We start from the raw sequence: 23,447 nt of genomic DNA, 5'->3' as shown, positions 1-23,447 counted from the left end.
TAAGCCTTGGTTATTTTTCTAAGCTCTCTAAAAGCTCTTTTACTATTTTAAAATCGTCGAAATCTATGCGTACGCCATTGGTCTCTTGGTAGGTCTCATGACCTTTACCGGCAACTAATATGATATCGTTATCATCTGCCAATTGACATGCCGTTTTAATGGCCTGCTCCCTATTTTCAATGGATAAAATCTTTTTCACGTTTTGCGGCTCTACACCTGCCTCCATTTCTGAAATAATCTCAGATGGGGACTCCGTTCTAGGATTATCAGAGGTGAATATAATTTTGTTGCTCATCTCTGATGCGATATGACCCATTACCGGACGCTTAGATCTGTCTCTATCGCCACCACACCCCACAACGGTGATGACGTTTTCATTTCCAGTTCTCAACGTGTTGATTGTCTCAAGCACATTTTTTAGGGCGTCCGGCGTATGGGCATAATCAACTATTGCCGTAATTTTTTTCTTTGATATGTAATATTGAAACCTACCATCTACATTTTCCAACTCGCTTAATAAGCGCAGGGTTTCTAATTGCTCCAATCCTAATAAATCTGCCGTTGCATAAATCGCCAGCATGTTATATGCATTGAAATGACCTATTAACTTCGTCCAAAGCTCATGGTCGTTGATTTTCAACAACTGACCGTCGAACTGATTTTCTAATATCTGTGCTCTGTAATCTGCATAGTTCTTTAGGGCGTAGCTTGCTTTTCTAGCCTTTGTATTCTGTAACATGACCAACCCGTTCTTATCATCTACATTGGTTAATGCAAATGCCGTTTTTGGTAATTGATCAAATAATATTTTCTTGGTATCGCGGTACTCTGCAAATGTTTTATGATAGTCTAAGTGGTCGTGAGACAGGTTCGTAAAAATCGCCCCCTCGAAAACCAAGCCTTCGGTTCTTTTCTGGTGGATACCATGAGAACTTACCTCCATAAAGCAATACTCTACACCGGCATCGTTCATCAATTTTAAATGTTTATTGATCACCAATGCATCGGGAGTGGTATGTTTTGTTGGAAAAACGGTATCATCGACCATAATTTTTATAGTGGACAACAAGCCTACTTTATATCCTGCTTTTTTGAATAACTGATATAATAAACTAGATACCGTGGTTTTACCATTTGTACCCGTAACACCTACTAATTTTAAATTCTTAGATGGAGTACCGTAATAGTTAGAAGCCATCAACGCCAATGCCTGATTCCCGTTTTCTACTTGTACATACGTAACATCATCTACCATTTTATCTGGTAACTGCTCACAAACAATTGCCCTTGCACCAGCCTTCACCACTGCATCAATATATTTATGGCCATCTGTAACCGTACCTTTTATTGCAACAAAAGCATCACCTTTTTGCACCTCGCGAGAATCAAAACAAACTGAGGCTATATCACAAGAGGTAGTACCGCTAACAGCAGTAATACGCACTCCATATAATATGTCCTTTAAATGCATCATATTAATTCTAACACTATTTTTTTCACTGATTTTAAATCGGTGCCCTTGGTAATAGATTGGTTTTTGACCTTTCCATTTCCTTTTACCTCTACTTCTATTCCTAAATTCTCAAGAATGGCAATAGCATCCATACCACACATACCTTTTACATTTGGCATGGAGGAATATTTTTGCTGTGCTACCTTATAGTACCCTTGGTGTGAGTCTTCATTTTTAGCTATCAATACATTTTTTACATCAACTTCACTTGTTAAGGGCGATGTTGCATATACTTTTTGTGCTACGGACTTAAATACCGGACCCGATACATCGGCACCGTAATACCCAACACTTTTATCTGGCTTATGAATTACTACGATACAAGAATACTTCGGATTGTCTGCCGGAAAATATCCTGCGAACGAAGAAATATATTCGTATTTCGATTTATCTTTAGATACATAGTTGGTCTGCGTAGTTCCTGTTTTTCCTGCCATAGAAAAATTTTCAGAGTACATACGGTGACCAGTACCATGATCTTTTTCTACTACATTCTTTAATATCTGTTGCACCTTTTTAACCGTAGATTGCGAACAAATTGCGGAGTTCAATACTTTTTTGTCGAACTTCTCAATAGTCTTGTTCCACTCCTTAACTTCTTTCAACAATCGTGGCTTCACCATTTCACCGTCGTTCGCAATAGCATTATAAAATGCCAATGTTTGCAACGGAGTCATAGACACCTCATAGCCATAAGCCATTTGCGCCAATGAAAGACCTGACCATCCTTTATCACCTGGGTAACGCAATACAGGTTTTCCTTCGCCAACGACTGGCAACCCTAATTCTTTGTGAATACCCATGCTCATTAATCGGTTCACATATTTCTCTGGGTCGTTCTTATACCCTTCATGTATCATTTTAGCAAAAGCAACATTCGACGATACTTCAAAAGCTTCAGACATGGTAATTTTTCCGTGTCCGCCACGCTTGGTATCTCTAATGGTATGTCTATATAATTTCCAAGCTCCTTTTTCGGTATCGATTACAGAACTGGTATCTATCACTTTATCTTCTAAGGCAGCGACCAAATTCACCAACTTGAATGTTGAACCTGGTTCATGAGATTCACCAATAGCATAGTTCAACCGCTCGTAATATTTACCACCAGCAGTCTGACCCAAATTTGATATTGCTTTTACCTCACCGGTTTTCACCTCCATTACGATTACCGTACCGTGGTCTGCTTGATATTTCTCTAACTGACCTAAAAGTGCATGGTGCGCTATATCTTGTATATTAATGTCAATGGTCGAATACACATCGTAACCATCTTTTGGCTCAATGATATTATCGTTACCGATAGGCTTCCACTGCCCTTTTGCTATTTTTTGCTTTAAACGCTTTCCAGAAATTCCTCTTAGGTATTCGCCAAAAGCACCTTCCATACCTACACGGGTATAATATCCGTTTTCATCTACACGCTCATACCCAACACTACGCTCGGCAATTTTACCTAACGGATGCTCTCTTTTCGTATGCTGCTCAATAATGAGTCCGCCTTTATATGCACCTTTATTCAATAGCGGAAATTTCTTTACCGCCATATATTCAGAATAATCTAGGTTACGCACAAGCAATGCATATCTATTTTTATTCTCTCTTGCTTTTCTTAAAACCTGCTGGTAATGAGAAGATGTTTTCCCGAAATTCTTTGCCAAGGCATCTGCCAACGGTTTTACGTTTTCTTTAAAATCTTCGTTGCTAACGGTTACGGCATCAAAACGGATGGTGTATTTAGATACTGAAGTTGCCAAAAGGCTACCATCGTCAGAATATAGGTTACCTCTGTTCGGCTCAATGGTAAACATTCGCTCGGTACGCGTATCGGCCAATGCCTGATATTTTTCACCGTCTACTACCTGTATAGAAACCAGCTTGAATAACACTGCGCCCGCAAAGAGCACCATAAAACCCGCCACTATGTAGAGCCTTTTTAATATGCTTTTTTCTGTTGCCGCCATTATTCCTCCTCTTTTAAAGATTTCACCTTAATTTTCTGCGGGGGATTCTCTGAAGGAAACAGTCCTTTTTCCGATATTTTACCGGTAATGCTCGATTCTAATTTTAGCTGCTGCACGTCTGATCGCATATCTACGAACTCGTTACGAAGTTCTTTTACTTCTTCGTTCAATAACGCAATGCGGTGTACTTTTTGATCGGCGCTGTGAGAGCTACTGATCATTACCGTTGCCAAAAAAGAAATGAAAATAATGAACAGCCAATTTTTAGGGGCGTCTCCGCTCACCAAAAATTTACCCTTCAATAGGTCCAATACACCCGTTTTCACTTTATTTTTCGCCATTACGCTCTGCTATTCTCAATTTTGCACTACGTGCTCTGTTATTCAATTTTATTTCTTCTCTAGTCGGTACTATCAAACCACCAACCTTTTTTAACGGTACATCTATATTCCCGTAAAAATCCTTTTCCGGCTCTCCTTCAAACTGACCTGCCCTTATAAATCTTTTTACAAGTCTGTCTTCTAAAGAGTGGTAGCTAATTACACTTAGCCTTCCTTTTTCATTTAACAAGTCTGGAGCTTGCTCCAAAAACTCTTTGATCACTTCTATCTCTTGATTCACTTCTATACGAATCGCTTGATATATCTGCGCCAATATTTTATGCTGTCTATGTTCTGGTAAAAACTGCTTCAACACTGTTTTTAGCGCATCGGTAGTTTGTATCTGCTCTTCTTCCCTACTGGCAACAATTACTTTTGCCATTGCGTTCGCATTTCTGATATCGCCGTACTCGAACAACACTTTTCGTAGGTCATCATATGAGTACTTGTTTACCACTTCAAAAGCCGATAGCGTATTACGTTTGCTCATTCGCATATCCAGATCCGCATCGAAACGGGTAGAAAATCCTCTTTCCGCTTGATCGAACTGATGCGATGAAACTCCGAAATCCGCCAGAATACCATCTACCTTCTTTATGCCATAGAACTTTAAAAACTGGGTGATGTATCTAAAATTCTCCGCGATAAGCGTAAATCTTGGATCACCTAATGCATTTGCTTGCGCATCTTCATCTTGATCAAAAGCATACAACTTGCCTTCTTTTCCCAACCTTTTCAATATCTCTTTAGAGTGACCGCCACCGCCAAATGTCACATCTACATATATACCATCTTCTTTGATGTTCAACCCATCGACCGATTCTTTCAGCAATACTGGGTTATGATACATCTCCACTTGGTTTTTTACCTAACATTACACGCTTTGCCAACTCCACCTTCTCTTCTTTCGATGCGTTAATAGATTCATCGTACGCTTTTTTGTCCCAAATCTCTAAGCGCTTGCCTATTGGTGCAATGACTACTTCTTTGGTAATGCCGCCTAATGAAATAATGTCTTTCGGTATCAATAATCGTCCGGTAGAATCTACTTCTACTTGACGAAGCCCTGCAGTATACATTCTTATAAACTGTAGGTTTTCTTCATCGAACCTGCTCTTCTCGTTCAATTCTGCCATTACTCTGTGCCACTCATAAGCAGGGTATAACTCTAAACACTCGCTCAAATATGATTTTTTGATAAAGAAGCCATCTTTTAGGATCGGAGCCACTTGATTGCGCAGCGCAACAGGGAGCATAATACGCCCCTTAGCATCAGCCTTGCAGTTAAATGTCCCAAAGAAAAAGATGTCCAAATTGGATGTGTTTAGTTTATATAACTCAAATATATAAATATTATTACCACATTTTACCACTAAAAGCCACTTTGTTAATAAATTACCCCACTTTTGAACACCTTTTTGCACTTCATCGATTTTTATGGGTTCATTTTACCACTCGGGCTGTAAATCTTGAAAAAGTGAATTCTCAGAGTTTCTTGTTGTCACCTTATCGAAAAGAGTTGTTTGCTATTCTCGGTAATTACCTATATTTGGACAATTACTGATGAGTAGTGCGCATGGAAAACGATTTGATCAACGACGGAGGATTTAAGTATATAGAAAAAGGCGAAGGAAAACCCATTATTATTCTACACGGATTGATGGGCGGACTCAGTAATTTTGAAGGAGTGAATACTTATTTCCCCCCTAAAGGTTACAAAGTTCTTATACCTGAACTGCCCCTATATTCTATGCCGATGTTAAAGACAACGGTAAAGAATTTTGCCAAATACCTTAAAAAATTCATTGACTATAAAGAGCTAGACGATGTTATTCTTTTAGGCAACTCTTTAGGTGGCCACATTGGTCTTTTACACACCAAATTATACCCTGCCAAAGTAAAGGCATTGGTGATCACCGGTAGTTCTGGTCTTTATGAAAGCGCAATGGGCGATGGCTACCCTAAACGTGGTGATTATGAGTTTATTAAAAAGAAGGCACAAGATGTTTTCTATGACCCAGAAGTTGCTACCAAAGAGATCGTAGATGAAGTTTTCGCTACGGTTAACGATCGTGTAAAATTGGTAAAGACCTTGGCAATTGCCAAAAGTGCCATTCGTCATAATATGGCGCAAGATTTACCTAGCATGCAAACCCCTACGTGTATTATTTGGGGAAAAAATGATACGGTTACTCCGCCAGATGTTGCAGAACTGTTCGATGAGCTTTTACCGAATTCAGATTTATATTGGATGGATAAATGCGGACATGCACCGATGATGGAGCACCCAGACGAATTCAATACCATTCTTGATGAGTGGTTGACGAAAAACAATTTCTAAATACCCTACGGATGAAAATAAAGTCGGCCGACTTTGTAATGAGCAACTCTGATGTTGCCAAATGCCCTAAAGAGCCTTTACCTGAGTACGCCTTTATTGGCCGTTCTAACGTGGGTAAGTCTTCTTTGATCAATATGTTGACCGAGCGTAAAAGCTTGGCAAAAACATCTGGCAGACCTGGTAAGACACAATTGATCAACCATTTTAAGATCAATGAAAATTGGTTTCTGGTAGATTTACCCGGTTACGGTTATGCCCGTGTTTCTAAAAGAGACAAAAAGACCTTTCAAAAATACATCACCAATTACTTTTTACAACGAGAGCAGCTAGTGTGTTCATTTGTACTTGTAGATATTCGCCATGACCCACAACCTATAGATATGGAGTTCATGCAGTGGATGGGTGAAAACGGAGTACCATTTGCCATCATCTTCACCAAGGCAGATAAATTAAAACCGAAAGCTGTTGAGCGTCAAGTAAAAAAATACTTGGACCAATTGTTAGAAGACATGTGGGAAGAAGCACCGCCACATTTTATCACCAGCTCTAGCCACCGTAGCGGCCGCGATGAAGTACTGGCGTACATAGATGATATCAACGAGAAGTTTTTCGAGGCAACGAAGAATGGTTGATGGTTGTTCGTTGTTCGTTGTTCGTTTTTTGTATTAAGTACTTGTTCTAGTATTCAGTTGGCAGTACCAGTTGACAGTTTTTTTAACGCTGCGCGTTTTTTGCATTAAGTATTAAGTACATAGTACATAGCTGTTTATGTTAGTTCTTCGTACTTCGTACTCAGAGCTGTTTGCTTTATGCTATTCTCTTTACACTGCACATCCACTACTTAATACTTTGTACTTATTACTTTGTACTCTTTAATTACTTACGACTTAATACGCTGTACTTTTTACTCTTCTAAAACCGAAATGTCACTTCGAGCGCAGTCGAGAACTTTGGAACACGAATCACTTCGGCTACGCTCAGCGACCGAGTAAGACCAACAACCAAATCCAGAACACACCTTCAACAGATTGCTACGTCGCGAAAAGCTCCTCGCAAAGACGTTTTAAATAATCGTCATAGCGAGCGAAGCGCGGCTATCTGCTCGTTTGGAACACGCATCACTTCGGCTACGCTCAGTGACCGAGTAAGCTCAGCAACCGAGTAAAACCAACAACCAAATCCAGAACACACCTTCAACAGATTGCCACGTCGCGAAAAGCTCCTCGCAAAGACGTTTTAAATAATCGTCATAGCGAGCAAAGCGCGGCTATCTGCTTGTTTGGAACACGCATCACTCCGACTACGCTCAGCGATCGAGAAAAACCAACAACGAACAACTATCAACCAAATACAAAACACACATTCAACAGATTGCCACGTCGCGAAAAGCTCCTCGCAAAGACGTTTTAAATAATCGTCATAGCGAGCAAAGCGCGGCTATCTGCTTGTTTGGAACACGACACCCATCTCGTAAATGCATTGTCAGTTCGAGTGATTTTAGCATGAGTGCAACGAAAGCCTAAAATTGTATCGAGAACCATCACGTGTTCCAAACCTGTTCTCGATACCCTCCTTATCGGCGGGCAAGCTAATTTTCTCGTACCTCGAAATTCACTCGAACTGACAGTAGGGATAACACTTCACTAAAGATAACTGAAAACTGTAACTGCCTACTGAAACTATAAGATAACCCTGAGCCTGCCTGCCAGAAGAAGGCAAAGTCGAAGAGACCGGAACACGTATCACATTGGCTACGCTCAGTGACCAATAAACCGAAATGTCAGTTCGAGTGGATTTTTTACTGAAGCATAGCGGAAGTAAAAAATCCACTCGAACTGACAGTGGTACTCGCTAACGAAAACAACTGAAAACTGTAACTGCTTACTGATCACTGAAACTGCCTACTTCATCAATAAGATTCTCCACCGTCTCCATAGCGTTCAACTTCTCGGTCGTCACCAACACCTCTAAATCATGATCTGTTTCAACCAGTATAATAGGATAGGTATACTTATGCCCAAATTTGCTTTTATAGCTTTCTTGGAATTCGTCTTTATGAAAGAATTCTAGCTCGTAGCCTTTGGCTAATAAACTTTCTCTAAACGCTGTCCATTGTTTGTTTTCGGTGAAGTTGCCGAAGGTTAATGAGCAGAGTGCGCAGTCGTATGTATCTGGACTCACAATCTTATGGGCGAAATCTAGCATTTTGCTACCAGCATCGCTATTGGCATTATAGATAAATAGAATTTTCTTTGACATGACCTTTTGGTCGTAAAAATACCCAAACCATACATAATTTTTAACCAATTATGGTTTCCCGTAATGGAGTGTGAAATGTAAATTGTAGGTTTATTCTTTAGTGGTATATTTAGGACTCCGATTACACATACTCTTGGATATAGCGGGATATATGCAATTATACACATTAGTTAACAGCAATTTTGAAATTCTTAATCCATTTAAAATATCTATTAAATTGTAAACTGAGCATGGACGAAATCATTCAACTTTTTGAAGAATGTGAAGATTTTAGACATAAATCTGCAATAAAATCAAATCTTGAATTTTTTGATCCTCCAAGAGGAAAAAATAATTTCCGATTTCATCATGAACTATTTCTTAAAAAGTTAGAGAATCATCAATTTGGAGAAACTACTCCTACAGGTGAAAACTTAGATGCGATGATTACAAATAATTTAAGTACAGACGAGGCTTCTTCAATTTACATGTATACGCATCATAATATTTATAAAAACATAAATTACTTGCTAAGAAGTAACATAAAACTACATAAAGACGAGAATGCTTATATAAAGCTATTAAATAAAGGGTTGGATAAATTGAATTCTACTAATAATGCTATACTTTATAGAGATATTAGTCAACCAGAAAATGGAGTCGAATTTGCGCTAGATTTTTATGAATCTAAATTAAATTCTGTAGTACAATTTAATGATTACCTTTCCTGTCATAAAGATAATCGTAGAATTTCTGATGAAGAAACCGATTTTCAATTCGTAATTAGTACTTCTTCAAATAGTAACGCAAAGGATATTCAAAATATTACTTTTATACAAATCGAGCTTGAAGTGTTATTTAAAAATGGAACGAAATTTAAAATTGACGTCGTAGATAGAACTCAAAATCAAATTCATATAACTGAGATATAAAAAAACTGTACATTTTGAGAATATTAATAGATACTAACATTCTAATTGAACTCGAAGACAATCGAGTAATTACGGAAACTTTCTCTAAATTTTACAGAATTGCAAACACCAACGATTGTGAAATTCTTTATCATCCGAAAGCCATACCACTTGATGTCAGTAGAGATAAAAATAGTGATAGAAAAAAAATAATTTTATCTAAACTCAACAAATATCAATTTTTACAAGATTATGCGAAACCAACAATAGAATTCACTTCCAATCTTAAGAACAGTAAAATAAATGATGAGATTGATAATAAACAGCTTTTCCAATTAGAAAAGGGGTTTGTTGACTACTTTGTAACACAAGATAAAGGAATCCATAAAAACGCATTAAAAATAGGCTTAAACGACAGAGTTCTGACTATTGACCAAGCACTAATAATGCTCGAAGAACAATTCACTTTTAAAATACCATCTCATCCAATTCTTCGAGAACATAGTATAAGAGAAATAGAATCAAAATTTAACAGTACGTTTTTCGATAGTTTAAGAGAAGATTATGGAGAAATTGAATTCAATAAATGGTTGCAAAAATGTGCTATAAAAAACCGAAAATGCTATACACTTATCGTTGAAGATAATCTTCAAGCTATTTTAATTTATAATTTAGAAAATATAGAAGACCATCAATTGCCAAATATTTTTGATGAAGCGTTAAAAATATGCACCTTAAAAGTTGACGACACCGCTTTTGGTATAAAACTGGGAGAACTATTTTTAAACAAAATGTTTGAATTATGTATAAACAGGAAAATCAAATATTTATATCTAACTGTCTACGAGAAACAAATTCATTTAATTAAGTTACTTGAAACATTTGGGTTTTATCGAAATGAATTTCAAAACAGTCAAGGATTAATAGAAATCCGAATGGTAAAGTGTTTAGATAAAGCTAAAATTAAAATATCTAAAAATGATATTTCTGCACATCCATTTTATTTAAACAACTCAAACGTAAAAAAATATGTAATACCAATTCGTCCTGATTTTTATGGCAGTTTGTTTAAAGATGGCAAATTAAGACCGCCAACTTTATTTGATAAAGCACCTGATAGCATTAATGAAATTCAAGGTAATACAATTGTAAAGGCATATATTTCAAACTCAAAAAATAAAAAACCTAAAAAAGGAGATTTACTATTTTTCTATTCATCTAAAGTTAATCAAGTAATTGAACCGTTTGGAGTTTTAGAAAATATCGAAATTGTCAATGATTTTGATAAGTTATGGAATATTGTTAGAAAAAAAACTGTCTTTACAGAAATAGAATTACGAAAATGGTTAGAAGAAAAAGGAGAATTACACGTTATAACATTTAGGTTAATAGCATATTTGAAAAAAAATATTAGCTTACAAAAAATCAAAGAAATTGATAGTTTTAAAAATAAACTACAAACAATAACAGAATTAAAGGAAACGGATTATACCAAATTAAACAATGAAGGATACTTTGACCAGCGTTATATTATCAATTAAACCTGTTTATGCACAGGCAATTATGTCGGGAACTAAAAAGGTGGAGTTTCGAAAGAAAATCTTTAAAAGACCTGTTGACAAAATTTTTGTTTACTCTTCGTCACCTGAAAAGAAAATAATTGGTTTTTTTACGATTAAAGAGATAGTTCAGAATAATCCGAAGAATCTTTGGAAAGAATTTAATAAAGTTGGAGGAATTGATAAAAATGACTTTTTCAATTATTACCAAAACTCTGAAACAGGATTTTCTATTAAGATTAACGGAGTTCAGAAATTTGAAAACGGAATTGACCCTTCAGATATTTTTGATAATTTTTGTGCGCCACAATCATATATCTATTTAGAAGAAAAAACAGCGTTGAATATGGAACAAAAACAGCTGCCAACAAAGAACTGAGGTAAAAAACAAACAAATTCTTCTTTAATCTGAGACAATATTATTCTAGGCTCATAGATTATAATATATAACATACCAAATTAACTGAACCGCAGCCTTAACGAAACATCAAAAAAAATATTACATTTAATCATCTAAATTATAATTAGTTATGAAAAAATTAATATTCGCTTTTGGTTCGCTTTTATTTTCTTTAACCATTTATTCACAAGAATTTATAAAGACAGATAAGAGAGATACATTTAATTTTCAAATTAACGTAACAAGATCAATACACGGCACAAGAGGTATTGCCGAAAAAAGAACCATTTTTTCAACTACCGTACCCGCAAAATGTTCTTATTTCATAAATGGGGCAGAGAGTGAAAATACGCGATTGAATAAAGGGCAAAAACTACAAGCTTTAGGCGCTATTCAAAGAGAAATGCAATATCAGTTCTTTGAATACCTAAATAATAATTATCCCACAGAAATAGAAAATTATAAGCATATGGGATATAATATAATATGTAATGTTGTTGACGAGCAAACAACAAAACCTGTTTTTAGGGAGTATTCACCAACTTCAATGAGTGTGGTAAAACAACTTGGTTTAGATACAACGCCTTCAACACCTTTACCTGATTATGACGCCACAAAACTTATTCTTGTTACCGATTTCACCTACAAAGCTGACAACTGCATTAAAACAGAAAATATTAAAATGGGCAATCTATTAGAATCTAAGTATTTGCACACGAAAGACCATAAAGAACAAGATGTACAAATACAAGATTTTTCGGCGCTACATGAAAAATACGCTAGTCAAGAATATTGGAAGAGTAATCAAAGTTCCTCTAGACGTGGAAATTAGAGTAATCGTTTCATAGTTTTGAAACTTGGAGTTAATCATATTACTAACAAAAGTATAACATTTCTATTCTCACTTCTCCTTATCATAGCCTTTGTTCTCCAAAACACAACTTATTTTAAAATTATTAAAATTACTTTAGCAATCAATTGAACAATTACTAATAAATATATTTTCCACAAACACAATACATGGAACAACAAGGCTCAGATATCATTGCAAACAGATATAAGAAATTTATAAAAACGGTTTGCGAAACAGACATTGTTTATGCGCTGCAAAATCGTGAAGGTTTTGCAACCTCAGCATCTGTGCAGTATGATGATGAAAATGACAGACCTGTTGGTGTACTTTGTTTTTGGGCAGAAAGTGGCAGGGCGAAATCTTGCACCATAAACCATTGGAGCAACTACCAGATTACCGAAATAGCATTAGTAGATTTTATAGAAAATTGTGGTGTAGGCATGGAAAATGACGGAATTATAGCTGGTATTGCCTTTGACCAAAAAATGTTTGGCTATGAAGCAAAACCCTTAGATTTAATTCTTGATCTAGTAGCTGAAATTAAAGCGACCAATAAAGAACTACCGCTACAAAAATTTGAAAATATTGCTGATTTAGAAGAACAGGCGAAAGAGGCTAATGGGTAGTATTACAAATCATACCTTATAAATTGAAGAGATATAATTATCGTATAATAAAACTAAAATCTGATTTGAAAAACAAACTGAATATCCTCTTATTTATCAGTTTTCTTATAGCTGTAGCCGTTTACTTTTGGGTTAACTCACTATATAGTAGTCAAGTTGGGGATATCGCTTTTGATGCGTCCATTGACAATTCTGATTTTGTGGTTTGCGATGAGGATCAAATTCAACAATACTATTCGGCCGACACTTATTATGAAGGCGGAGAAAGGGCTATAAAAAAAGAACTAAGAGAACTTATAACTCAACTCAATTTTGAAAAATCGGGTATCATTACTTTTAGATTCGTTGTTAATTGTTCTAATCAAACAGGTAGATTTCGAGTAAAAATGGTAAACACAGATTTAAAGGAAACCAGTTTTAATTTTGGTAATATCAAACAGATTCAAGAATCAATTAAAAACTTGAAGGATTGGCATGCCGGTAAATGGAACAATCAAACCCTAGATACCTATTACAATTTGAGTTTTAAAATTCAGGATGGTAAAATCACAGATATATTTTAAAGACTATGAAGACTTTTATAAAAATAATTAAAGTGATTTTTACACTACTATTTTTCTCTTTTTCAATAATCATGCTTTATTACACGGCATTGGCTCCGAAAGTTGACCGATTTAAAATGGCTGAACATTTTCAAGGTTCTTATTTATCCCAAGCAATGTTCGACATTTTAAAAATGCAATACCCAGAGTATTCTGATGCCTATTTTGAACAATCTGTAGCTTTCAACAAAAGAGGTGATTACGCAAAAGGTTTTGAGCTTTTAGACAAAGCTGTTCAACTTGATCCAAAAATACATTTGGGATATAGCGGTTGGATGAAATTGAGAAAATTACGAAATTATGACGGTGCTTTAAGTGACTTCGACAGATTAGATAGTTTAACACCTAACACGATTGATGCGCCCTGGGGAGAAGACATTGACTTTTTACGTGGAGAGTGTTATTTCGGAAAAAAGAATTATCAAAAAGCTATCGATCTCTTCAACCAAAGTATCATAAACCAAAAAGAAGACTGGGCAGATGTTCATGCATTTGTTTACCTCGGTCTTTGTGAATACGAACTTGGTAATTACGAGAAATCAATTTCTGAATTTCAACGTGCTTTAAACCAATCGGACCACGTACCAGAAGCTCATTTCGGTATTGCTAAAGCGTACCAAAAAACTGGGGAATTAGAGAATGCTATAGCGCATATTCTAAAAGCTGAAGAAAATATAGCCTCTAAACGCGAGGATTATTACAACGAGTTTTTAAATGAAATCTATTTAAATGAAATTTTAGATTTTAAACAACAGCTGACAACACTTAACTAGTTACAACTCTATAATTGCAACTACAAAAACTATATCTAATATAAAGATCATATGCTACACCTTATCGTCGGTAATACAGGATCAGGTAAAACTACTTACTCAAACGAGCTCAAAAAGAAAACCAAAGGCGTGCTCTTTTCTATTGATACATGGAACAATACGTTGTTTCTACCTGACAAAACTGAAACCGACGGATTAGAATGGTTTTTAGAGCGTATAGAACGAGCAGAACGTATGATCTTAAATGTAGTAACACAATTAGAAGATTCTAATACCGATGCTATTTTAGACTTGGGTCTATCGAAATTTGAACACCGAGAAAAGTTTAGAGCATTTGCGGCATCTAATGGGTTCGAAATTCAACTTCACTTTTTAGATATTTCTAAAGAAACCAGATGGCAACGCGTACAGCAACGCAACAACGAAAAAGGAGCAACTTTTGAGTTTGAAGTAACCCAAGAGAATTTTGATTTTATGGAAAATTGGTTTGAAAAACCAACCGAAAATGAACTACTGGGTAGTGTTGTTATCACCGAATAATACTAATTTTACACCAGCGTTTTTCGCCAATCTATTTTTGTAAAACCATACTGTCAACCAAACCAACTACTTGAACGTAAAACATATCTTCGTCAACTTTTTTCTTAAGTCTAGTAGCAAGTACGAATGCCATGAAGTGCTCAGTAAATGGAATTCCTATTACGCAGCATTATCAGATAATCACCAACATTCTTTTGTGGTGAGAACGTTGCTGTTTTTAAAAACCACCAATTTTGGTTCTACCGAAGGTTTTGAACTTACCACAGAGATGAAATTAGTTATTTCTAGTGCTTTCGTTGAGATAACTTTTGGTTTAAAACAAGATGTCTTGAGCATCTTTAAAACCATATTTGTTACTCCGTCTTCATACTCATATACTGGTAGAGATGTTCTTTATGATGGTGATGTAAATACAGTGACCAAGCGCGTAAATTTATCTTGGCCTGCTGTAGAAAAAGGCTTTATTATTACCAATGACGGATTAAATATTGCTATTCACGAGTTCAGTCATTGTCTCATTATTGAGAATGCCAAAGGTTCGTATTTTTCAAAAGTATTCAACGATACGGATCTAAATGCCTGGAAAGAATTAGCTACCAAAAAAATTCCGCTTATCCGAGAAGGAAAATATACCATTTTCAGAGATTATGGCGGCACCAATTTAATGGAGCTTTTTGCCATTACCCTAGAAACCTTTTTTGAGCAACCTCATGAGTTTTACTCCTACGCACCTACCTTTTACCGTACCACCGCAAAAGTGCTAAAACAAGACCCCAGAAACGGTAAAAACCCCAAGTAAACTAACGCTAAACAAGACACGAGCTATTGGAAGGAGAACAATCTTAATTCTCGAGGCATTCGTCGGAGTATAAAAATCTAAATTATAGCTTAAAACAATAGAAGAACTATTACGTTGTGTTTCTTAACACCTTAATTCACCTCAACTTTAATAAACACTTTTGTTATGAAGAAATCGCTACTTTTTATTGCATCAATCTTATTTATGCTATCCTCATGCAAAGAAGGTTCAGCCGATAAAACAGAACGCTCTGGCGAACCCGATGTATACAATGTGGAAGATGATAATGCCAAAATGAACCAGGCTATGGTGGATGCCAAAAATTCTATCGATGAATTTAAAAATGCTCTTGTCAGCGACAACCCTAGTTTTGAGTATTTTACGATCAAGCAGAAATTCAATGCCGATGGTGGTGACGAACATATTTGGGTGGGTGATATTCAGTTAATTGATAACGATTTTATGGGCATTATTGCCAACGAACCAGTATACACCAACAAAGTTCAATTAGGTGATACTATTACCGTAAACCGTGCTAATATTAGTGATTGGATGTATTATGACGACGGCAAAGTGGTCGGCGGCTATACCATTCGTGTTATTCGTGACGGACTCTCGCCCGAAGAAAAAGCTCAGTTTGATGCTGAAAACGGACTGATATTTAAATAATTACTTTTTCTTTTTTACTATTCTGTATAGTATAACTAGCTGTATTTTATTTAAATAAAACGTACATTGTAGTTGACAATCAAATCAACCTGTACTTTATGGAAACTGTAAAAAAAACCTCAAAAGGTGTCTTGTGGACTTCTTATATTCTACAAGGCATTGTAATTATTATGCTTTTAATGGGTGCCGTTAACAATGTTTTAGAAACCGAAACGGCAGTTAAAGGAGCTGTTGAGATGGGATACCCATCAGAATATGTCATGTACTTGGGTATAATTTTATTAGTGTCTACGGTACTATACGCAATGCCTAAAACCATGTTTATCGGTGGTTTGCTTGTTACAGCGTGGTTAGGTGGAGCAGTGGCAACCCATATAATTCATAAAGACCATATGAACCTAACGATTTTTCCGGTTATTTTCGGAATTCTTGTTTGGGCAAGTGTTTTATTGAGAAGTAAAAAGTTACGTGCGTTGTTATAAAATTAATGGTATTTCTTAATTCAACTTCATATTGACGAGTGTCGTATGAGAAGTGTCATAGTTCTGCAAAGCACTGGTCATTACTTTTGTAAAAAAGTAGCATGCAAAAAATATCTTTTACCGAAAATTTAGATTTCAACGATAACAAAATTGTTACCAAAGTACTATTAGAAACTTCATTCTCAAAAGAGATCCGAATTCTTTTGAAGAACGGACAATTCATGAAAGAGCACAAAGCTCCTTTCCCGATTATAGTGCATATCGTACAAGGAGAAATTGATTTCGGAGTAGAAGACACTCATCACATCCTAAAGCAAGGAGATATCATTACCTTAGCCGCAAATGTAGCGCATGACCTTTTAGCAAAATCTGACAGTATTGTGCGTCTTACCCTTTCTAAACAAGATGCCGCTGAACGAGTAGAAAAAGTTGTTGCCGATTCTTAAAAGCAGACCATGAGCGATATTATCAATAGAGAAGATGTTAGGGTATTGGTCCATACTTTCTACGACAGAATACGGCAAAACGAATTATTAGGCCCTATCTTCAACGGACATATTACCGACGAGCAATGGCCTACGCATTTAAGTAAACTAACTGATTTCTGGGAATCGAATCTTTTTGGTGTCCGCACGTTTAGGGGGAGTCCTTCTAAGGCACATGTCAACGTCGATAAAAACCTGAAGCATACCATTTCTCAAAATCATTTCGCACAGTGGCTACAGCTATGGTTTGAAACTATCGATGAATTGTACGAGGGTGAATTGGCTACAAAAGCTAAAGATATGGCCCGTAGAATGTCGACAGGACAGTATATTCATATTTGGCAGAATAGACCGGAGAATCAGTGATTTTAGTTTGTTAGTGAACTAGTTAATGTTCAGTATCAGTTGGCAGTATCAGTGTTCAGTGTTCAGTGTGTTAGTGAATTAGTTTGATAGTGGGTTAGTGTTTAGTTGGTTTGGCTTTTGGCTATTGGCTATTGGCTTTTGGCTTTTGGCTTTTGGCTTTTGGCTTTTGGCTTTTGGCTTTTGGCTTTTGGCTTTTGCAATAACAAAAATTAAGCTTTGCTAAATAGGGTTCAATCATTATAAGTTTATTCTATTTTCTCTATTCCAACAACATAATAGCTACTTAATACTTTGTACTCTTTACTTTATACTGAGTTTTAACAGTTTTTCAGTAGGTAGATACAGTGATCATTATCAGTATTCAGTTTCGCTCCCTTAGCTTTATATTTTATCATCTAAAATTTCCTTACTTTAGTATGAAGCGATGAACATGATTGATTACAACTAATTTGCATATACCCTAAAGCATGGATTACCTATCCCCTACTTATTTTTTTAATTATGAAAGTGACGAGATTCAAGACCTAGTGTCCGAATTCAAAGACACTACACTTTCTGAAAAAGAAATCTCCATTGCCTTATACACAAAAGTGCGCGATACATGGCGATATGATGCCTATAGCTTAAGTTTCAATAAAGAGAAATACCGTGCCAGTGAAATTGTAAAGCGCCCAAAAGGGCATTGTATCGATAAATCGATTGTGTTAATTGCCGGTCTTCGAGCCCTAGGGATTCCTGCGAGAATTCATTTGGCTAAAGTTAAAAACCATATTGGCGTAGAAAGATTAATAGAAAAATTTGGATCTAACGAACTTACTCCCCATGGAATGGTCGATGCTTTCATAAATGATAAATGGCTGAAGCTCTCCCCTACGTTCAATGCATCGTTATGTGAAATGCTCAATGTCGCCCCTTTAGATTTTGATGGAGAAAATGATGCCGTATTACAAGAATTCAGTGCAGACGGAACTCAGTTTATGGAGTACCTAGAAGACTACGGTCATTTTGAAGATTTGCCCCTTGCTTTTATGGAAAAAAATGCACGCGAGCATTATCCAAATATTTTTGATACCGGCACTAACCAAACCGAGTTTCAGCTGTAGGTTTTAACAAACTTTAATACTCAAAACGCTAGTAAGCCACTTTACAGATTATTTTTTATAGTACATTCGATAGAAAATATAATTCCCTTGAAAAAATTCATATTTACTTTATTCATAGCATTTTCATCTTCATTGGTAATAGCACAAGAACCGATGGTATGGACACCCGATTACGAGTTACAACTGAGTGATTACCAATCTCCGGAATCGGAAATTAATGCTGCCCTTACCTCCTATTCTATTTATTCGGGCGCAAAAATCGATTTCAGTTTTAATATGAACTCGGTATCCTTCATGTTTACCAAAAACTTTAACGACAAAGTAAAAGCCATTTTTCAAAAGAACCTGGCTGTTTTGGTTGCTCCAGATTCATTGACCGCAAACCAGCTGCTACAATTCGGACGGTATGATTTTGATTTGGTAGAACTATACTCCAGAAAAATACGCAAGAAAATTTATGAGGAAAAAGGAGCGTTTAGCGATTCCAGTTTATTTCAGCCCATTTTCAACGAACTACAAGAAGAAATGAATACCGTTAGTGCTCAAGTCTTTAAAGCCACCGATTTTGGCAAAGATGCCGAATTACTTCAAAAAGAGCACGACAAAGTCATTGCAAAAATAAATACGCTATCTGACTTCTGTATGACCTGTAAACCTAAGAAGAACAGGAAATAGTTGATGGTTGTACGTTGCTGGTTGCTGGTTTCTGGTGAATTAAACGTTTCGCGTTTTTTGTACTAAGTATTTATTTGTTCGCACTAACTCTTGATTTTTATTACTTGACATTAAAAAACCTACTATCATCCTGAGCGTAGTCGAAGGGAATGGAACACACAAGGGTCTTCGACTGTGCTCAGACTGACACAAGTACTAATTACTTACTTGGTTTCCTTTGTTCAACAGATTGCCAAGTCGCGAAATGCTCCTCGCAATGACATATACTTTTTACTTAAGACTTTGTACTCTTTAATATGGTAAAACGAAATGTCATCCTGAGCGCAGTCGAAGGGAATGAAACACGCAAGGGTCTTATTAGTGTACTTCATAACCCAAACTTCGTACTTCCGACTTTGTACTTTGTACTTAGTACTTCCCTCCCAACACAACTCAGCACCCAAAACTTACAATTGAGTGACTTAATTTATCTTGTTCTTGATGATTGCTCCATCTTTGAGTAACATATAACCGACCAACCATGGAAAACATCATTGAAATCTTTATTTACATACACGCCTTTTTTGGCGGTGTAGGACTTATTACCGGAATTGCAAGCATCATTGTTAAAAAAGGAAGGCTAAACCATAAGCGACTTGGCAAATGGTTTTCGTGGTCTATGATTATTAGTTCTGTTATTTCTTTGGTAATTGCGAGAATGCCCAACCATATCAATACCTTTTTATTCTTGATAGGTATTTTTACTATTTATATGGTATTAGCGGGCAATAGAGCGCTCACGTTTAAATCTGTCAAAAAAACAAAAGCAAATTTGACAGATAAATTGGTTTCAGGTATTATGGCTTTATCAGCTTTGTTGATGATAGGTTTTGGTATCAACGGACTCATTAAGGGCTATTCGCACAGCATTCTTTTTCTGTTCTTCGGAATAATAGGTCTGTTTTTACCCTACGGAGATTATAAACTATTTAAGACCACATTAGAAAACAGGAAGCTATGGCTCATAAATCACCTTAGCAGAATGTTAGGTGCTCTTATAGCCTCGGTTACCGCATTTATAGTTGCAGGTATGCACCAAGATACCCTGTGGGCATGGATAACTCCGTCGGTTTTAGGAACGGTATATATTGTCTACTGGATTAAAAAAACGAAAGGAAAAAAGAAGTTGAAAACAGCTTAACCTTTATCTTTTAGATTTAGGTTTTCTGCGAAATAATCACAAAAATCTTTCATGGTAGCCGTCATTTTATCGTCTTGTGTCGCCTTTAAAAAAGTATCGGTCAAAGAAACCAATGTCTGATGAAAGAATGTCTTCATTTCATCAACAGGCATATCTTTTGTCCATAAGTCAATTTTTAAAGACTCTTGGTTTTTACTATCCCACACAGATAAAAGCATTGCCTTTGCTTCCTCATTTTCAATACCACCGTCTTGTGCAGACCAGTTTAATGTTTCCGGAATTCTATTCTCATCTAATCCTACGCGCAGTGTAATTTCTGAAGTATGTAAATCTGCCATCTAATTTCTCGGTTTGTAATTTGATTTTTTAAATATTTCTTCCGCAGGCATTGGCATTAATTGCATCATGCTTACGTCATTGTTTTCCATAAAAGCACGCACTATTTGCCAGCCAATATAACGACCTAGTCTCCCTGGCGATTCATTATCCAACTCTAATCCGAACTTTGAAAATGGTGCAGGTTCTAAAAATCGCTGATTCAATTTATTGTCGGTACTATATAAATATTCGTTCTCTATAAAATTTCTCCACATGGGTTCTTCATTCGCAATAGCCCAATCTATTTCCGCCTCAGTGTATCCAATCTTTTTACCGTCGGTAGCCTCTGGCATCAATTTATCTTTTAGGTATAATTCTTTACCAAAATAAATCATACGGGCAAGGTATGTACGATCCCTAGGTCTTGGCACTACTTGCTTGGCAAATGCACTTGCTACATCACTCACTAAATAATTGCGATCTAAAGATTGTGCAATGTAACGTTGAAAACCGCCATAATATTTATGTTCAGAACCTAAGTAATTATCTAGGCTAATAAACAACAAACTATCAGTTAAAATAATTCTGTTGTTATAATCAACATCATTGGTCACCGTAAGTATTTTTGGAACTTTGTACTGCGGAAAATAATATTTTATGTGTTTGAACAATTGTACCAAACCTTCTTCCTCATCTTCAAAACTACGAAACGCATTGCCTACCTCTTGAAACAATTCTATTTGAAGGGTATCTTTCATCTTGGCGACCCAAACACTATCTGGCGCAGGAAATAAGTACGGATACAATTTACGCAATTCAGGTAAACCCTTTTCACCAGAAGCGGCAAACTCACGATCAAATCGCGAAATATTCAGGTCCATCGGTATCGCGGCAATCTCTTCGGCTACCTTATCACTATCATTACAGCTAGAAAGAATGAAAAAAACTGATAATAGCATAAAAATAGGTTTGACCTTGGTAAGTATTTTACAATACATTTTATTATTTACAGTGTTCAACTTATTTTTATGGCAAAGTTAATTGATTTTACTAAATAATTGGAGCGGTATGCAAACGGAAAAGGTAATTGAGCACATTGTTAATTGGTTAAAGGATTATGCTACGAACGCAAAACAAAAAGGTTTTGTCATTGGTATATCTGGCGGAATAGATTCTGCAGTTACTTCAACCCTATGCGCTAAAACAGGATTAGATCTTCTTTGTTTAGAGATGCCGATTCATCAAGCAGAGAACCAAAGTGATCGCGCATCTAGACATATTGATTGGTTAATGGAAAATTTTCCGAACGTAAAAAGACAACCGGTAAACCTTACACCGGTGTTCGATAGTTTAGTAGCTACGTTACCTTCTGTTGATAATGAAGAGGACAGATTTATGTCTTTAGCCAATACAAGAGCTCGTTTACGTATGACCAGTCTGTATTACTTTGCTGCGCTAGAACGCTACCTTGTTGCAGGAACAGGTAATAAGGTCGAGGATTTCGGAGTAGGTTTTTATACCAAATATGGAGATGGCGGTGTAGATCTGAGCCCCATAGCAGATTTAATGAAGACCGAAGTATATGCCATTGCAAAGGTTTTAGGTATAAACGAAGAGATTATCGATGCTGCACCGACTGATGGTTTATGGGGCGATGACAGAACAGATGAAGATCAGTTAGGTGCCTCTTACCCTGAACTAGAATGGGCGATGAACATGAAAGACGAGGGTAAAACAGTTGATGATTTCGAAGGTAGAAAGAAGGAAGTTTACACTATCTTTATGCGTTTGAATACCATGAACCAACATAAAATGTTACCTATACCTGTTTGTGAGATACCAAAAGAGTTAAAATAACAACTCAACTAAGAATCAAGGTATTAAATCGAAAATAAACTCGAAAATTATACGTTGATAATAAAAAAATGCAACTTTGACTTCGAATTTAGAATTTTAAGCCTTACATTGCATGTTGTCTTTTCATACAAAATAGGTTCTGAAATCTATATAAAAAAATAATTAATGATTAAAGTTTTAATAGCGGATAACCACCCTATCATTAGAATGGGAGTTAGGAAGGTTCTAGAATCCGCTGAGGGATTTGAACTGATCGATGAGGTAGCTACTACCGAAGAACTTTTCGAAAAACTTAAAGACACAACCCCCGATGTTGTCATGCTAGAAATGGATATTCCTAATGTTAATGGAATAGCGGCATTACGCAGAATTAAAAAAGATTACGCGGACGTAAAAGTCCTTATGTACAGCGGTCAATCTGAAGATGTTTATGCCTTAAGTGCCATTAGAGCTGGTGCTTTCGGATATTTATCTAAATCATCTGGTGTAGAATATATTACTGCAGCAGTAACTAAAGTCAGTGAAGGTAGCATGTTCATTACGAACGAACTTGCACAACGTCTTGCTTTCGATGAAGGTACTAAAAAACCAAGAAGGTTCTTTAGAAAACTATCTACTAGAGAAATAGAAGTATTAAAACTTTTAGCTAGTGGTAAACGTAACAAAGAAGTTGCGTTAGGGTTGAACCTAAATGAAAAAACAGTTAGTACCTATAAAGCTCGTTTAATGAAAAAATTAAATGTAGACAATATGGTAGATTTATTGCAACAGGCAAAAGCCCTAGAATTGTACTAAATTCCTACAACTGAATAA

General features: G+C 36.1%; 28 protein-coding genes. 20 read left to right on the top strand and 8 right to left on the bottom strand.

Features of this window, described 5'->3' with window-relative positions; genetic code table 11:
• Positions 1-10 precede the first annotated feature (10 nt).
• From DFQ03_RS18635 to DFQ03_RS18615, 5 genes are read right to left on the bottom strand one after another with little or no spacing between them, the layout of a single operon-like run.
• The gene (locus DFQ03_RS18635) at positions 11-1,474 is read right to left on the bottom strand and encodes a UDP-N-acetylmuramoyl-L-alanyl-D-glutamate--2,6-diaminopimelate ligase (RefSeq protein WP_133674743.1); all 1,464 of its coding nucleotides are present in this window, start codon (positions 1,472-1,474) and stop codon (positions 11-13) included.
• Positions 1,471-3,477, bottom strand: a complete 2,007-nt coding sequence (locus tag DFQ03_RS18630) for a penicillin-binding protein (protein WP_133674742.1) — start codon at positions 3,475-3,477, stop codon at positions 1,471-1,473. The genes DFQ03_RS18635 and DFQ03_RS18630 overlap by 4 nt, the downstream gene beginning before the upstream one ends.
• Positions 3,477-3,818 carry an FtsL-like putative cell division protein gene (locus DFQ03_RS18625; RefSeq protein WP_394346276.1) on the bottom strand — a complete coding sequence of 114 codons (342 nt, stop codon included), beginning with the start codon at positions 3,816-3,818 and terminating at the stop codon, positions 3,477-3,479. The genes DFQ03_RS18630 and DFQ03_RS18625 overlap by 1 nt, the downstream gene beginning before the upstream one ends.
• A complete protein-coding gene (rsmH, locus tag DFQ03_RS18620) occupies positions 3,805-4,707 on the bottom strand; it encodes a 16S rRNA (cytosine(1402)-N(4))-methyltransferase RsmH (RefSeq protein ID WP_133674741.1) in 903 nt (300 codons plus the stop codon). The genes DFQ03_RS18625 and rsmH overlap by 14 nt, the downstream gene beginning before the upstream one ends.
• Complete coding sequence (locus tag DFQ03_RS18615; RefSeq protein WP_133674740.1) at positions 4,697-5,170, bottom strand: division/cell wall cluster transcriptional repressor MraZ; 474 nt, start codon at positions 5,168-5,170, stop codon at positions 4,697-4,699. Before DFQ03_RS18615 ends, rsmH begins: the two co-directional genes overlap by 11 nt.
• Before the next feature lie 263 nt (positions 5,171-5,433).
• On the opposite strand from DFQ03_RS18615, the gene DFQ03_RS18610 reads away from it, so the two are divergent.
• Positions 5,434-6,198 (top strand): alpha/beta fold hydrolase, encoded by a 765-nt coding sequence (locus DFQ03_RS18610; protein ID WP_133674739.1) that lies wholly within the window; start codon positions 5,434-5,436, stop codon positions 6,196-6,198.
• An 11-nt stretch (positions 6,199-6,209) separates the two neighbouring features.
• A complete protein-coding gene (gene yihA, locus DFQ03_RS18605) occupies positions 6,210-6,830 on the top strand; it encodes a ribosome biogenesis GTP-binding protein YihA/YsxC (protein ID WP_133674738.1) in 621 nt (206 codons plus the stop codon).
• A 1,249-nt stretch (positions 6,831-8,079) separates the two neighbouring features.
• Here the strand turns inward: yihA and DFQ03_RS18600 are convergent.
• Positions 8,080-8,457 (bottom strand): GTPase, encoded by a 378-nt coding sequence (locus DFQ03_RS18600; RefSeq protein WP_133674737.1) that lies wholly within the window; start codon positions 8,455-8,457, stop codon positions 8,080-8,082.
• A gap of 230 nt (positions 8,458-8,687) precedes the next feature.
• Here DFQ03_RS18600 and DFQ03_RS18595 point away from each other — a divergent pair, with 230 nt between their 5' ends.
• The 16 genes from DFQ03_RS18595 to DFQ03_RS18520 all read left to right on the top strand — a co-directional run bounded on the left by DFQ03_RS18595 (position 8,688) and on the right by DFQ03_RS18520 (position 20,459).
• Positions 8,688-9,368: an ADP-ribosyltransferase gene (locus tag DFQ03_RS18595; protein ID WP_133674736.1), complete on the top strand. Its 681-nt coding sequence runs from the start codon at positions 8,688-8,690 to the stop codon at positions 9,366-9,368.
• 14 nt (positions 9,369-9,382) lie between these two features.
• Positions 9,383-10,888 (top strand): PIN domain-containing protein, encoded by a 1,506-nt coding sequence (locus DFQ03_RS18590; RefSeq protein WP_133674735.1) that lies wholly within the window; start codon positions 9,383-9,385, stop codon positions 10,886-10,888.
• Positions 10,851-11,285, top strand: a complete 435-nt coding sequence (locus DFQ03_RS18585; RefSeq protein WP_133674734.1) for an ASCH domain-containing protein — start codon at positions 10,851-10,853, stop codon at positions 11,283-11,285. The genes DFQ03_RS18590 and DFQ03_RS18585 overlap by 38 nt, the downstream gene beginning before the upstream one ends.
• Before the next feature lie 151 nt (positions 11,286-11,436).
• Complete coding sequence (locus DFQ03_RS18580) at positions 11,437-12,138, top strand: hypothetical protein (RefSeq protein WP_133674733.1); 702 nt, start codon at positions 11,437-11,439, stop codon at positions 12,136-12,138.
• Positions 12,139-12,326: 188 nt separating this feature from the next.
• A complete protein-coding gene (locus DFQ03_RS18575; protein ID WP_133674732.1) occupies positions 12,327-12,785 on the top strand; it encodes a DUF2750 domain-containing protein in 459 nt (152 codons plus the stop codon).
• 65 nt (positions 12,786-12,850) lie between these two features.
• Positions 12,851-13,348 (top strand): hypothetical protein, encoded by a 498-nt coding sequence (locus DFQ03_RS18570; protein ID WP_133674731.1) that lies wholly within the window; start codon positions 12,851-12,853, stop codon positions 13,346-13,348.
• 32 nt (positions 13,349-13,380) lie between these two features.
• On the top strand, positions 13,381-14,160 hold the full coding sequence (locus DFQ03_RS18565) for a tetratricopeptide repeat protein (protein ID WP_243834543.1): 780 nt from the start codon (positions 13,381-13,383) through the stop codon (positions 14,158-14,160).
• A gap of 51 nt (positions 14,161-14,211) precedes the next feature.
• Positions 14,212-14,700 carry an AAA family ATPase gene (locus tag DFQ03_RS18560; protein WP_133674729.1) on the top strand — a complete coding sequence of 163 codons (489 nt, stop codon included), beginning with the start codon at positions 14,212-14,214 and terminating at the stop codon, positions 14,698-14,700.
• A 70-nt stretch (positions 14,701-14,770) separates the two neighbouring features.
• The gene (locus DFQ03_RS18555; RefSeq protein WP_133674728.1) at positions 14,771-15,499 is read left to right on the top strand and encodes a zinc-dependent peptidase; all 729 of its coding nucleotides are present in this window, start codon (positions 14,771-14,773) and stop codon (positions 15,497-15,499) included.
• 165 nt (positions 15,500-15,664) lie between these two features.
• Positions 15,665-16,168: a YegJ family protein gene (locus DFQ03_RS18550; protein WP_133674727.1), complete on the top strand. Its 504-nt coding sequence runs from the start codon at positions 15,665-15,667 to the stop codon at positions 16,166-16,168.
• A 98-nt stretch (positions 16,169-16,266) separates the two neighbouring features.
• Positions 16,267-16,650, top strand: a complete 384-nt coding sequence (locus tag DFQ03_RS18545) for a DoxX family protein (protein ID WP_133674726.1) — start codon at positions 16,267-16,269, stop codon at positions 16,648-16,650.
• A gap of 101 nt (positions 16,651-16,751) precedes the next feature.
• Positions 16,752-17,096, top strand: coding sequence for a cupin domain-containing protein (locus DFQ03_RS18540; protein ID WP_133674725.1), 345 nt, complete (start codon positions 16,752-16,754; stop codon positions 17,094-17,096).
• 9 nt (positions 17,097-17,105) lie between these two features.
• A complete protein-coding gene (locus tag DFQ03_RS18535) occupies positions 17,106-17,501 on the top strand; it encodes a group III truncated hemoglobin (RefSeq protein ID WP_133674724.1) in 396 nt (131 codons plus the stop codon).
• Positions 17,502-17,968: 467 nt separating this feature from the next.
• Positions 17,969-18,604 (top strand): transglutaminase-like domain-containing protein, encoded by a 636-nt coding sequence (locus DFQ03_RS18530; protein WP_133674723.1) that lies wholly within the window; start codon positions 17,969-17,971, stop codon positions 18,602-18,604.
• Between the two features lie 87 nt (positions 18,605-18,691).
• Positions 18,692-19,279 carry a hypothetical protein gene (locus DFQ03_RS18525; protein WP_133674722.1) on the top strand — a complete coding sequence of 196 codons (588 nt, stop codon included), beginning with the start codon at positions 18,692-18,694 and terminating at the stop codon, positions 19,277-19,279.
• Between the two features lie 520 nt (positions 19,280-19,799).
• Positions 19,800-20,459 (top strand): DUF2306 domain-containing protein, encoded by a 660-nt coding sequence (locus DFQ03_RS18520; RefSeq protein WP_133674721.1) that lies wholly within the window; start codon positions 19,800-19,802, stop codon positions 20,457-20,459.
• On the opposite strand, the gene gldC is transcribed toward DFQ03_RS18520, so the two are convergent.
• Together gldC and gldB are read right to left on the bottom strand one after the other, a co-directional pair.
• The gene (gene gldC / locus DFQ03_RS18515) at positions 20,456-20,797 is read right to left on the bottom strand and encodes a gliding motility protein GldC (RefSeq protein WP_133674720.1); all 342 of its coding nucleotides are present in this window, start codon (positions 20,795-20,797) and stop codon (positions 20,456-20,458) included. The two genes, DFQ03_RS18520 and gldC, sit on opposite strands and share 4 nt — an antisense overlap.
• Entirely contained in the window at positions 20,798-21,775 is a 978-nt protein-coding gene (gldB, locus tag DFQ03_RS18510; protein WP_133674719.1) for a gliding motility lipoprotein GldB, read from the bottom strand.
• Positions 21,776-21,845: 70 nt separating this feature from the next.
• Between gldB and nadE the strand changes: the two genes are divergently transcribed.
• Together nadE and DFQ03_RS18500 are read left to right on the top strand one after the other, a co-directional pair.
• On the top strand, positions 21,846-22,634 hold the full coding sequence (nadE, locus tag DFQ03_RS18505) for an NAD(+) synthase (RefSeq protein WP_133674718.1): 789 nt from the start codon (positions 21,846-21,848) through the stop codon (positions 22,632-22,634).
• 165 nt (positions 22,635-22,799) lie between these two features.
• A complete protein-coding gene (locus DFQ03_RS18500; protein WP_133674717.1) occupies positions 22,800-23,429 on the top strand; it encodes a response regulator in 630 nt (209 codons plus the stop codon).
• The last annotated feature ends 18 nt before the right edge of the window (positions 23,430-23,447 follow it).

It is taken from the genome of Maribacter caenipelagi, assembly GCF_004364175.1.
GTDB lineage: Bacteria > Bacteroidota > Bacteroidia > Flavobacteriales > Flavobacteriaceae > Maribacter > Maribacter caenipelagi.
The sequence above is the reverse complement of the archived record's forward strand: the minus strand, read 5'-3'. Positions and strand labels throughout refer to the sequence as shown.

Coding starts and splice junctions, on each gene's coding strand:
- DFQ03_RS18520 (WP_133674721.1), top strand. CDS start 19,800: ATGGAAAACATCATTGAAATCTTTATTTACATACACGCCTTTTTTGGC.
- DFQ03_RS18635 (WP_133674743.1), bottom strand. CDS start 1,474: ATGATGCATTTAAAGGACATATTATATGGAGTGCGTATTACTGCTGTT.
- DFQ03_RS18500 (WP_133674717.1), top strand. CDS start 22,800: ATGATTAAAGTTTTAATAGCGGATAACCACCCTATCATTAGAATGGGA.
- DFQ03_RS18600 (WP_133674737.1), bottom strand. CDS start 8,457: ATGTCAAAGAAAATTCTATTTATCTATAATGCCAATAGCGATGCTGGT.
- DFQ03_RS18545 (WP_133674726.1), top strand. CDS start 16,267: ATGGAAACTGTAAAAAAAACCTCAAAAGGTGTCTTGTGGACTTCTTAT.
- nadE (WP_133674718.1), top strand. CDS start 21,846: ATGCAAACGGAAAAGGTAATTGAGCACATTGTTAATTGGTTAAAGGAT.
- DFQ03_RS18595 (WP_133674736.1), top strand. CDS start 8,688: ATGGACGAAATCATTCAACTTTTTGAAGAATGTGAAGATTTTAGACAT.
- rsmH (WP_133674741.1), bottom strand. CDS start 4,707: ATGTATCATAACCCAGTATTGCTGAAAGAATCGGTCGATGGGTTGAAC.
- DFQ03_RS18630 (WP_133674742.1), bottom strand. CDS start 3,477: ATGGCGGCAACAGAAAAAAGCATATTAAAAAGGCTCTACATAGTGGCG.
- gldB (WP_133674719.1), bottom strand. CDS start 21,775: ATGTATTGTAAAATACTTACCAAGGTCAAACCTATTTTTATGCTATTA.
- gldC (WP_133674720.1), bottom strand. CDS start 20,797: ATGGCAGATTTACATACTTCAGAAATTACACTGCGCGTAGGATTAGAT.
- DFQ03_RS18610 (WP_133674739.1), top strand. CDS start 5,434: ATGGAAAACGATTTGATCAACGACGGAGGATTTAAGTATATAGAAAAA.
- yihA (WP_133674738.1), top strand. CDS start 6,210: ATGAAAATAAAGTCGGCCGACTTTGTAATGAGCAACTCTGATGTTGCC.
- DFQ03_RS18530 (WP_133674723.1), top strand. CDS start 17,969: ATGGATTACCTATCCCCTACTTATTTTTTTAATTATGAAAGTGACGAG.
- DFQ03_RS18625 (WP_394346276.1), bottom strand. CDS start 3,818: ATGGCGAAAAATAAAGTGAAAACGGGTGTATTGGACCTATTGAAGGGT.
- DFQ03_RS18575 (WP_133674732.1), top strand. CDS start 12,327: ATGGAACAACAAGGCTCAGATATCATTGCAAACAGATATAAGAAATTT.
- DFQ03_RS18560 (WP_133674729.1), top strand. CDS start 14,212: ATGCTACACCTTATCGTCGGTAATACAGGATCAGGTAAAACTACTTAC.
- DFQ03_RS18535 (WP_133674724.1), top strand. CDS start 17,106: ATGAGCGATATTATCAATAGAGAAGATGTTAGGGTATTGGTCCATACT.
- DFQ03_RS18550 (WP_133674727.1), top strand. CDS start 15,665: ATGAAGAAATCGCTACTTTTTATTGCATCAATCTTATTTATGCTATCC.
- DFQ03_RS18580 (WP_133674733.1), top strand. CDS start 11,437: ATGAAAAAATTAATATTCGCTTTTGGTTCGCTTTTATTTTCTTTAACC.
- DFQ03_RS18540 (WP_133674725.1), top strand. CDS start 16,752: ATGCAAAAAATATCTTTTACCGAAAATTTAGATTTCAACGATAACAAA.
- DFQ03_RS18585 (WP_133674734.1), top strand. CDS start 10,851: ATGAAGGATACTTTGACCAGCGTTATATTATCAATTAAACCTGTTTAT.